The sequence below is a fragment of the Streptomyces sp. NRRL S-31 genome (assembly GCF_000718775.1).
Classification (GTDB): domain Bacteria; phylum Actinomycetota; class Actinomycetes; order Streptomycetales; family Streptomycetaceae; genus Streptomyces.
In genome coordinates, this window is record NZ_JOCB01000162.1 from 1 (window position 1) to 9,433 (window position 9,433).

Consider the following 9,433-nt stretch of genomic DNA (forward strand, 5'->3'; position numbering starts at 1 on the left):
GGCGGTGAACTGGGTGCAGTCGTTGGTGTTCCCGCCCGTGACGGTGAAGGCGAGTGGACGTCCCAGGGAGTCGCACGCCAGGTGAATCTTGCTGGTCAGACTGCCTCGGGAGCGTCCGAGCCCCGGGGGACGGACGCTCCCTTTTCGTGCCCCGCGGCATGCTGGTGGGCACGGACGACGGTGGAGTCGACCGACACGAGCCAGTCGATGTCCCCGGCCGCGTCCGCCCTCGCCTGGGCGGCCTGGAGCATCCGCTCGAACGTGCCGTCCAGAGCCCACCGACGGAACCGGGTGTGCAGCGTGGCCCACGGTCCGTACCGCTCGGGCACGTCCCGCCAAGCGGTCCCGGTACGGAACTTCCACACGATCCCGTTGAGCACCGTGCGGTCGTCCAACCGCTTCCTGCCCCGCAACGACTCGGGCAGCAGCGGCCGGACGAACTCCCACTCCGCATCAGACAGTTCATGGCGACGTATCGCCTGACCATGATCCACCACTCAAGATCATTTGAAGACACCGCCTAGCGCCGCGGCGGTAGAGATCCCCGTAGGACCGGTACCGCGGTCGGCGGGGCCGGGGTCAGGGCGGTGACGCGGTGCGGCCCGAGGGCAGGAGATACGGGACGGGCTCGTCCAGGTCGTCCTGCCCCCGGGGCTTGACGACGACCGTTCCCGCAGCGGCCCCACCACGCCGATCAGGACCCGAACCCCGAGCCCGGTCTCCGCGCACCGCTGCTGAGCGGCCGGCCGGACCAGGCACGCCCGGTCCGGCCGGCCCTCACCTGTCGGCGGTGACCTGGTCGAGCGCGGCGAGCGCGTCGACGGCCTCCGCCTGGCGCGGGCTCCTCAGCGCGGCGAGGGCGTCGCGGGCGGCGAGCAGCGTCTGCCGGGCCTCCGGGTGCCCCATGGCACCGAGCACGCGCCCCAGGTCGAGCCGGGCCTGTTCGGCCCAGGCCGGCATCTGCCGGGCCTCGAAGGAGGCGAGGGCCTGCCGGAGCGACGGCTCGGCCTCCGACCAGCGCTCCAGGGCCGCCAGGTCGTTGCCGATCTGCTGCCGGGCGACCGCGTGGTACAACGCGATCAGCTCGTCCGCCCGCCCAGGAACCGCCTCCCGGCAGATCTGTTCGCTGCGGCGGTGGATCTCCAGGGCCTCCGCCGGCCGGCCCATCAGGCGCAGCAGGGTGCCCAGCGTGTTGAGGATGGTCAGCTCGGCCAGCCTGGCCGGGTGGGAGTCCTGCGCGGCGAGGCAGTCGGCCGCCTCGCGCAGCCGGGTGTGGGCCTCCTCCGGCCGGCCCAGCCGGTGGAGCGCCCCCGCGCCGTAGCCGAGCGCCCAGCCCTCCTGAAGCCCGTCCCCGCTCTCCCGGGCCGCCACGAGCGCCTCACCGGCGGACGCCAGAGCGGCCCGGGGATCGTGGACGCAGAGGTTGTAGGCCCAGGCGAGGTAATTGAGGTGGACCGCCTCCTCCTGCCTGCTGCCGAGTGCGCGGGCGGAGCCGGCGGACCGCTGGAACACCTCCACCCACTGCTCCCAGTGCTGGTTGAGGTCGGAGAACCAGTGCATCGCCGCCGCCGTGTCGAGGACCTCCCGGTGCCAGCCGGTGTCGTGGGCCCGGCGCAGCGCGGCGAGCCACTGGGCGCGCTCGGCCTCCAGCCAGGCCCGCGCCTCCTCCCGGCCGGCGGGCGCCCCTTCCGGATCCGGATCGCCGCTCGGCGCCGTCCGGTCGTGGTCGACGTCGAAGTGCAGCGCGGCGGCGGTCGCCCGGCGCAGCATCCACCGCGCGGTCCGGTCGAGCGCGGCGTCCCGGGCCTCGGGGGCGTCCTCGGCCTCGACCTGCTCGGCCGCGTAGAGCCTGAGCAGGTCGTGGAAGTGGTACCGCTCGGCGGCGGGATCACTCTGGAGCAGTCCGGCGTCGGTCAGTTCCTCGGCGCAGGCCATCGCCTCGTCGTAGGACAGCCCGGCCAGGAGCGCGCCGGTCTCGGGACTGAAGTCCGGCCCGGCGGCCAGCGCGGCGCGACGCAGGAACGTCCGCGAGCCCGCGGGCAGTTGCCGGTACGAGAGCGCGAAGGCGGCACGCACCCGCAGGCTTCCGGCCTCGAGGCCGTCCAGCCGGCGTCCCTCGGCGGCGAGCCGGGCGACGAGCTTGCCCAGCCGTTCGTGGGGCCGGCTGAGCAGCCGTTGCCCGGCGATCCGGACGGCCAGTGGCAGGTGCCCGCACAGGTCGGCGAGGTCGCGTGCGGCCTGCGCCTCCGCCCGCACCCGCTCCGGACCGAGGATGCGGGTCAGCAGTTCCACCGCCTCCTCGCGCCGCAGCAGGGCCAGATCGCAGCGGTGCACGGACTCCAGACCCGCCAGGGCGTTGCGGCTGGTCACGATGGTCAGCGACGGGCCGGTGCCCGGCAGCAGGGGGCCGACCTGCGACTCGTCGACGGCGTTGTCCAGCAGCAGGAGCAGCCGCCGGCCGGCGGCCAGGGACCGCCACAGGCCCGCCCGCTCGTCGGTGCCGGCCGGTATCGCGGCGTCGTCGATGCCCATCGCGCGCAGCAGCCGGGCCAGCGCGTCCCGGGGAGTGGTCGGCTCGGCATCCATGCCGTGCAGGTCCAGCGCGAACTGCCCGTCCGGGAAGTGCGGGGCGAGACGGTGCGCCGCGTGCACCGCGAACGCGGTCTTGCCCAGACCGGGCTGCCCGGCGACCACGGTGACCACCGACCGGCTCGGACCGGCGTCCCGCGCCAGCTCCAGCAGCCCGGCGAGGGCCGCGTCGCGCGCGGTGAAGTCCCGGATGTCCCGGGGCAGGGTCAGGGCACCCGGGGCGGCCGGGACGGCGTCCGTCCGGGGACGCGGACGGCCCAGGGCGGCGGACTCCTCCAGGGCCGCCGCCTCGACCTCGTCCAGTCCCAGCGCTTCGGCCAGCGCCTGAACCGTACGGCGCTGCGGTCCCCGGGTACGCCCGCGCTCCATGTCGGCCAGGGCCCTGACGCTCACTCCGGCGGCCTGCGAGAGAGCCTCCTGGCTCACTCCGGCACGCGCCCGCAGAAGGCGTAACCGCTGCCCGAAGTCCCCTGGGGGAGGCGTGCCACCGCGCACCGTCGGCGTCTCCGATCGTCTGGCCCGTCCGAACGCGAGCATCCGGCAGAAGTATGGCGCACGGTACTTCTGCCGGTGGAACCGCCTGGGCAACGAAGATCGCAGGTGGTCGACTGGATACAGCGCGGGCGGCCCCCCCTCGGGGCGGACCGGGCCGGGGTGGCCGAGCCGTACAGAACGGATCCGTCGGGGGACGGACTCCGTGCGGCTCGGGAGCACCCCGGACCAGCCGCCCGCCGCCCGACGACCACCGAAGACCTGCCGTAGAACACGAAACGGGGACAGCTCGCATGAACCGCAGCGACGAACCGGCCACCGGGACCTCCGGACGGAGCGTCCCGGCGGCCGGCGCGCTGACCGCCGCCGTGGCGTACCGGGCAGGCCGGTCCCTCGAGCACGCCGACCCCCACGGGTCCCTCTCCACCCCGCCGTCGGGCCACCGGCCCGGCACGGGCAGCTGAGAACCGCGCTACACCACCTTCCGACCAAGGCCGACGGCACCGGTCCGCGGCCCCGCACCAATCACGGGGACATCTCCATGAACACTCTGCGCAACCACTCCGTCCTGCTCGCCGCCGCGGGCACGGTCCTCACTCTGTCCCTCACCGCCTGCCAGAGCGAGGGCAAGGCCGATTCGGCCCCCAAGGCGACCGTGGCGGCCACCGTCGCGGCGACCGGCAAGGCGGCCGACGGCAAGGACACCAGCGCGTCCGGCACGACGGACGCGGCCGAACCGGCGCGTTCGACGGAGTCGAAGAGCCCGAGGGACTCCGCCGCCGGCTCCGCGGGTACGACCGGCGAGCAGGCGTCGGCCGCCGCCCGGGTCTGCACCGCGCGGGACGTCCGCGTCACCGCCGCCACGCAGGACGGCCCGCCCTACACCCACATCGTCCTCACGGCCAAGAACACCTCCGGCAGCTCCTGCCGGCTGGCGGGTGCGCCGCACATCCAGTTCCTGGAGAGCCACAAGCAGGACGTCCCGGTCGTCGCCAAGAGCAAGCCGGCCTCGCCGGTCGTGCTGACGCCGGGAGCCCCGGCCTACGCGCTGGTGAAGCTGTCGGACGGCGGGGTCGACGAGGAGAACGAGCCCGTATCGGCCTTCTCCGTCATGCTCGAGGGCGACTCCACGGTCATCGCCGTCTCCGCGCCCGGCAGCGGCATCGCCGTCGACCCGGCGAAGGCCCTCACCGGCTACTGGACCCCGGAGCTCCGCAACGGCGCGGACGACTTCTGAAGGCTCCGCCGCGTGATCTGACGGCGGGGGTCCGCCCCGCTGTCAGGGGTGGGGGAGACGAGGTGCCCGGACGAGCCGCCGGGCACCTCGGCCGTGCCACGACCAGACCGGGGGCAGCAGCACCACCAGGAGCACTGCCACGATGATGATCAATCCGATCACCATCCACAGCGGCTTGTCGCCCCGCCGCCTGCCGGCGCGCACGTCTTCCGGCCCTCCGCCTCGCGGGCGGTCCTCCGCGAGTTTCGGATCAGCCGGGCGGGCATGTGTGCAGAAGTCGTCGCCCGCCATGTCGCGCCCCCTTTCCGCGCGACCACCGAGTGCCCCCGCAGGACGAACGCTCGCGCTGTCCGAGCAGGCGAGGGACCCGGTCGCGGTGTCACCGTGGGCGGCCCAGCTCGCGCAGCACCGCCGCGGCGAAGGCGTCGACGTCCCGCTCCGTCGTGTCGAAGGAACACATCCAGCGCACCTCGCCCGTGCCGGGATCGCTCATGTGGAAGGGCTGCGTGCGCCGTAGAGCCGCGATCACCTCCGGCGGCAGGCGGACGAGGACGGCGTTCGACTGCACGGGACGGGCGGGAGCGACCCCGCAGGTGTCCCGCAGCCGGTCGGCCAGCCGCCGCGCCATGGCGTTGGCGTGCGCGGCATTGCGGTGCCACAGGTCCCCGGCGAGCAGGGCCTCGAACTGCACCGACAGGTACGTGACCTGGTCGGGGCTGTCCGAGGGGGAGAAGAAGCCCCCGGTGCCCCCGAACTTGATCCAGTCGGCGCCCAGCCGGGCCTCGCCGCGGACCGCGCGCAGGATCTCGGACTCACGGTCGGCGAGGAGCCCCACCTCGACCTCCGGCCTGCTGCCCAGCGAGGCGCTCACGTCCCCGTGGGCGCCGCGGGCGGAGATGATGTGCGGGGCGATGTGCAGGCGCGACCCGCTGACGGCCCCCGCCTCCGCGGACTCGCGCACGGTGACCACCAGCGGCTGCGGCAGCGCGCTGCCCATGGTGCGTACGGTGGTGAAGCCGTTGAGCAGCAGCGTGCGCAGCGCCGTGACCAGGCAGAGCGGCCGGCGAGGTCTGACCAAAATCGGATGAAGGCCCGTTCACGTGTCTTCCCGGCCGCGCGGCACGTCCGTGGCAGCGCGCGACGATCCACCGTTCGTCACCTCCCCGTAGATTCGGTTCGCGCACACTTCACCTGTCCGAACTGGTGTGACCGCCGCGGTTGTTGGTGCCCTGGAGGCGCACATGATCCGGACTTCTTCAGGGGGCAGTGGGATATGCGCAGGACCACGAAGACCAGGATTATCGGAATACCCGCCGTCGCCATGGCGGCGCTGGGGGCCGTCTGCGCCGGAGCCGCCGCGTACGCGTCCCAGCCGGCCGCCGCCGCGTCCGACGCTCCGGGCGATGTCTACAAGGCCACGGCGGTGCGCTCCATCGGCACCACGGACACGCAGGTCGTCGCTCTGTCGCTCCCCGCCGGGACCTACACGGTGACCGGTTCCGCCCTCGTGGTCTACGCGGACAAGGGCCAGTGCAGGATCACCGGCGGTCCCACCATGGCCACGCCCCGCGGCAGCGGCTACAACGAGGCCTCGCTCACCGGCACGGGGACCGTCACCCTCTCCCTCCCGGGCAAGGTGCAACTGCTGTGCGGCAGCGAGAAGGTCCTCGCCGTACCGCAGGACCCCGCCGCCAACGGCACGCTCGTCGCCACCAGGGTCGGAGTCTTCCACGACCAGGGAACAGGCGCCTCGTGACGCGGACGTGACGCCGGGCCGCCTCCCGCCGTGCCCGCGTTTGACCTTGACACGGTGACAAGGTCTTCACTGCGGCCGAGGAGGTGGTCCCCATGACCAAGCCGACGAAGGACGCGCACTCGGAGCGCATCCTCCGGGGCCTGGAACACGACGACTCGTCGGTCCGGTTGCGGGCGGCGCTGGCGGCCGGTACGCATCCGGACCCGGAGCACATCGGCAAGCTCGTCGAGCGGTGCGCGACCGAACCGGAGTTCCACGTACGCGAGACACTGACGTGGGCGCTCACCCGGCACGCGGCACCACTGACGGTGCCGTTGCTGGTGGACGAGGTCCGCTCGGGCGGCGACGTCCGCCCGGAGCGTGCGCGGGCCCGGAGCCAGGCGTTGCACACCCTGTCCAAGATCGGGGATCGGCAGGCATGGCCGGTGATCACACCGGCACTGCTGTCCGACCCCGACGACGAGGTGGCCCGGAGCGCCTGGCGGGCCGCGGTGGTGCTCGTACCCGAGGGCGAGGAGCGCGAGTTGGCCGTAGGGTTGGCGGCACAGCTCGGGCGCGGCGAACGCGGGACGCGGCTGAGCCTCAGCCGGGCGCTGATCGCGCTCGGGGAGGTGATGCTGCCGGTACTGGGCGCCGCGACGGCCGATCCCGACCCCCGCGTGCGCGCGCACGCGCTCGCCACGGAACAGCTGTGGCACGACCCGGACGCGGGCTTCGCGCCCGCGATCGAGGAGGCGAAGCGCGTCGTGGCCCTCGGCGGGGCGGGCGGGGAGGGACGGTAGGCAGTGCTGATCGGCGACGTCGCGCGACGGTCCGGCGTCAGCGCCCGCATGCTCAGACATTACGAGTCGCTCGGTCTGGTGCGGCCGACGGGCCGTACCGGCTCGGGCTACCGGGAGTACTCCGGCGCGGACATCCGGCGGATCTTCCACATCGAGAGCCTGCGGTCACTGGGGCTGTCGCTGCGCGACGTCGGCCGCGCGCTCGACGACCCGGGCTTCGCGCCCGCGGAGCTGGTCGACGACCTCATCCGCCGGACACGAGAACGCATCGCGACGGAGACGGAGCTGCTCACGCGACTGTGCCGGATCGGCGCGGCGGAACCCGCGGGCTGGGAGGACGTCCTGAAGACCGTCGAGCTCCTCCAGGCGTTGCGGTCGACGAACGCGGGCGCGCGGCAGCGCGCCGCCCTGGCCGCGGTCGAGGAGGCGCCCGTACCGGTGGAGGCACTGGTCGAGGCCGTGCTGACCGAGTCGGACCCGAACGTCGCCGGGGCCCTTCGCTGGGCTCTGGCGCAGTCGGGCGGGGACGGTCCGGCGCTCCTGGCGGAGGGTCTCGCCTCTCCCGAGGCCGAGGTGCGGGAACGGGCCGTCCGGACCCTCGCCGAGATCCCGGCCGCTGAGGCGACCGGACCGCTGCGGGACGCCCTCGCCCACCCCGACGCCGTGGTCCGCGGATACGCGGCGCTGGCGCTCGGGACGCGTGGAGTGGCCGACGCGGTCCCGACGCTCATCGGCATGATCGTCGAGGGGCGGAACGACACCGACGCGGCCGATGCGCTGGGCACGCTGGCGAGTGATCCCGCGTCGGCGGAGCAGATCGCCACCGGGCTCGTCGACCGCCTCGCCCACCGCGCCACCGGATCGTCGGCACGCCGACGGCTGACACAGGCGCTCGCGGACATCCCGGGGGCCACGACGTCCCGCGCCCTCGCGGATCTCTCTCAGGACGAGGACCCGGCCGTCGCGCTCACCGCGCGGTACCTCCTCACGCTACGCGTCGCACGCTGACGAGAACCTCCCCCGAAGTGCCGCGCACCGTTGGCCAGTTGCCGCCGACGGGCCAACGGCCCGGCGCCGAGAGGCCCCCGGCTCGCCGCCCGCCGCCGAGCCGGCTCACGGTCCGTCGTCCACCGCCCACAGGCCAGCGGCCGGACTCCGGCCCGGACGGACACCCCGTCGGCACGGGAGCAAGCCGGCCGTGGGCGCCGCGCACGAGTGGCGTGCCGCGGCCGGCCCACCGGCCCGGCCGCGGCACGCCAGGGCCCTCGGCATCCCGCCCACCAGCTTCGTGGACCCGGCGCGTGACCATGCGCCCCACGGCCTGACACCGCCCGGGGCCCGGTGGCCGCGCCCTGCGGAACGGGGTCCGCACCGTGCCCCCGGCCCGCGCACACGCGTGCGCGCCCACAGGCATGGCAGGGCACCCCACCCGGCGGCCGGGCGGTCAGCCGAGAGTGACGGTCGGTGACCACCACAGCTTCTCCGCAGCTCCCGCCTCGATGTAGGAGCGGGCCCGCACCGTGTGCCTCTTCTTCCCCGTGCGGGTCTTGCTGTAGCAGACCGACCGCCCGGTCGGCCGACGCTCCGGGTGGTCGCCGGTCGAGCAGTTCCTCAACCAGGTGAAGGTGCCCGCCTCGTAGGACTCGGTGACGCCGTAGACCCTCGTGGCCGAAGCGAGGCTGATGATCGTGGCGCCCTGATAGGTCACGCCGTCGGACGACTTCACGACGCAGGACTGGGCCTGGAACCCCTGCCTGATCGTGACGGTGGCCCCGCAGTGCCACCGTGAGTCGGTTCCGGAGTAGCCGTTCCAGCTCGTCGTGTCGGCGTTCGTGGCGCTGGACGAAGTCGCGGTCGCCAGTACGAGGGCCGGGGCGGCCAGTAGGGCCAGGAGCTTCCTCACGATTCCTCCGCGGAGTGAGCGATGGGGTGGTGGACGAGGTCCGGTCACCAGTTGTGCTCGAAGGCGGTACCGGCTGTCCGCCAGAGGCCGCAACGCCACTCGTACGGCGCAGCGGTTCTCCCCTGCGGGGTGAGGCGGGAGCCCTCGGAACCGCCCGCGGATGCCCGTCGCCGACGAGGGCCGGCGGCGCACGGGTGCCGTCGGGGACGACGTCGCCGGGGCGGTGCGGACGGGGGCGTGCGGGCCGCCGGAAGGCGTTTTCCCCGGGGTGGCGGGTGATGAGGCCCATAGGACCCATATCACGTCCTAAGCGGCACCGTAGACGCACACTGCGACAAACAGGGGCAATGGCGACCATATGACCGATTTGCGTGATTCCTTCTATGTCGCGTAGTAGGTCACATTCTTGCCCTGGCCTGGGTGGGCCGCTAACCATGGTGGTCGTTGCCGTACGCCGCAGGGCGCAGCCCGGTGTGGACCACCGGACCGTTCCTGCGGCGTCGTGCAGACAGGGCCTCGACCATGACGCCCTGCGGGCCGCGACCGGGACATCCGGCCGGCGCCTCGAACGACGCCCTCCAGGAGAGTTCCTTCCCCATGCTCGCGTTCACCGCCACCCGCCGCCTCGCCCGCCTGCGCTCCCTCGCCCTGACGGGTCTCGCCACGACCGGCGC

General features: G+C 73.8%; 9 protein-coding genes and 1 pseudogene. 5 read left to right on the forward strand and 5 right to left on the reverse strand.

The features are described 5' to 3' along the window. Positions 1-497: pseudogene (locus tag IF37_RS0137060) on the reverse strand (IS5 family transposase); the annotation flags it as partial. A gap of 280 nt (positions 498-777) precedes the next feature. Continuing rightward, complete coding sequence (locus IF37_RS0137065) at positions 778-3,084, reverse strand: helix-turn-helix domain-containing protein (RefSeq protein ID WP_079166063.1); 2,307 nt, start codon at positions 3,082-3,084, stop codon at positions 778-780. A 290-nt stretch (positions 3,085-3,374) separates the two neighbouring features. On the opposite strand from IF37_RS0137065, the gene IF37_RS44735 reads away from it, so the two are divergent. Next, positions 3,375-3,545, forward strand: a complete 171-nt coding sequence (locus IF37_RS44735) for a hypothetical protein (RefSeq protein WP_158727454.1) — start codon at positions 3,375-3,377, stop codon at positions 3,543-3,545. Positions 3,546-3,622: 77 nt separating this feature from the next. After that, positions 3,623-4,318 (forward strand): DUF4232 domain-containing protein, encoded by a 696-nt coding sequence (locus tag IF37_RS0137075; RefSeq protein WP_030753648.1) that lies wholly within the window; start codon positions 3,623-3,625, stop codon positions 4,316-4,318. A 42-nt stretch (positions 4,319-4,360) separates the two neighbouring features. Here IF37_RS0137075 and IF37_RS43140 read toward each other — a convergent pair whose 3' ends face one another. Both IF37_RS43140 and IF37_RS41115 read right to left on the reverse strand, forming a co-directional pair. Next, entirely contained in the window at positions 4,361-4,522 is a 162-nt protein-coding gene (locus IF37_RS43140) for a hypothetical protein (RefSeq protein ID WP_173457110.1), read from the reverse strand. Between the two features lie 175 nt (positions 4,523-4,697). After that, the gene (locus tag IF37_RS41115) at positions 4,698-5,396 is read right to left on the reverse strand and encodes a hypothetical protein (RefSeq protein ID WP_030753651.1); all 699 of its coding nucleotides are present in this window, start codon (positions 5,394-5,396) and stop codon (positions 4,698-4,700) included. Positions 5,397-5,591: 195 nt separating this feature from the next. Here IF37_RS41115 and IF37_RS0137090 point away from each other — a divergent pair, with 195 nt between their 5' ends. From IF37_RS0137090 to IF37_RS0137100, 3 genes are all read left to right on the forward strand, one after another. Beyond that, complete coding sequence (locus IF37_RS0137090; protein ID WP_030753655.1) at positions 5,592-6,074, forward strand: hypothetical protein; 483 nt, start codon at positions 5,592-5,594, stop codon at positions 6,072-6,074. Between the two features lie 92 nt (positions 6,075-6,166). Beyond that, a complete protein-coding gene (locus IF37_RS0137095) occupies positions 6,167-6,856 on the forward strand; it encodes a HEAT repeat domain-containing protein (RefSeq protein ID WP_030753658.1) in 690 nt (229 codons plus the stop codon). A 3-nt stretch (positions 6,857-6,859) separates the two neighbouring features. Continuing rightward, the gene (locus IF37_RS0137100; protein ID WP_030753661.1) at positions 6,860-7,864 is read left to right on the forward strand and encodes a HEAT repeat domain-containing protein; all 1,005 of its coding nucleotides are present in this window, start codon (positions 6,860-6,862) and stop codon (positions 7,862-7,864) included. Between the two features lie 436 nt (positions 7,865-8,300). On the opposite strand, the gene IF37_RS0137105 is transcribed toward IF37_RS0137100, so the two are convergent. Next, positions 8,301-8,759 (reverse strand): hypothetical protein, encoded by a 459-nt coding sequence (locus IF37_RS0137105; RefSeq protein WP_030753663.1) that lies wholly within the window; start codon positions 8,757-8,759, stop codon positions 8,301-8,303. Positions 8,760-9,433 lie beyond the last annotated feature (674 nt).

Excerpts from the sequence above, each read along its gene's own strand:
- IF37_RS0137095 (WP_030753658.1), top strand. The coding sequence starts at position 6,167 with ATGACCAAGCCGACGAAGGACGCGCACTCGGAGCGCATCCTCCGGGGC.
- IF37_RS44735 (WP_158727454.1), top strand. The coding sequence starts at position 3,375 with ATGAACCGCAGCGACGAACCGGCCACCGGGACCTCCGGACGGAGCGTC.
- IF37_RS0137075 (WP_030753648.1), top strand. The coding sequence starts at position 3,623 with ATGAACACTCTGCGCAACCACTCCGTCCTGCTCGCCGCCGCGGGCACG.
- IF37_RS0137090 (WP_030753655.1), top strand. The coding sequence starts at position 5,592 with ATGCGCAGGACCACGAAGACCAGGATTATCGGAATACCCGCCGTCGCC.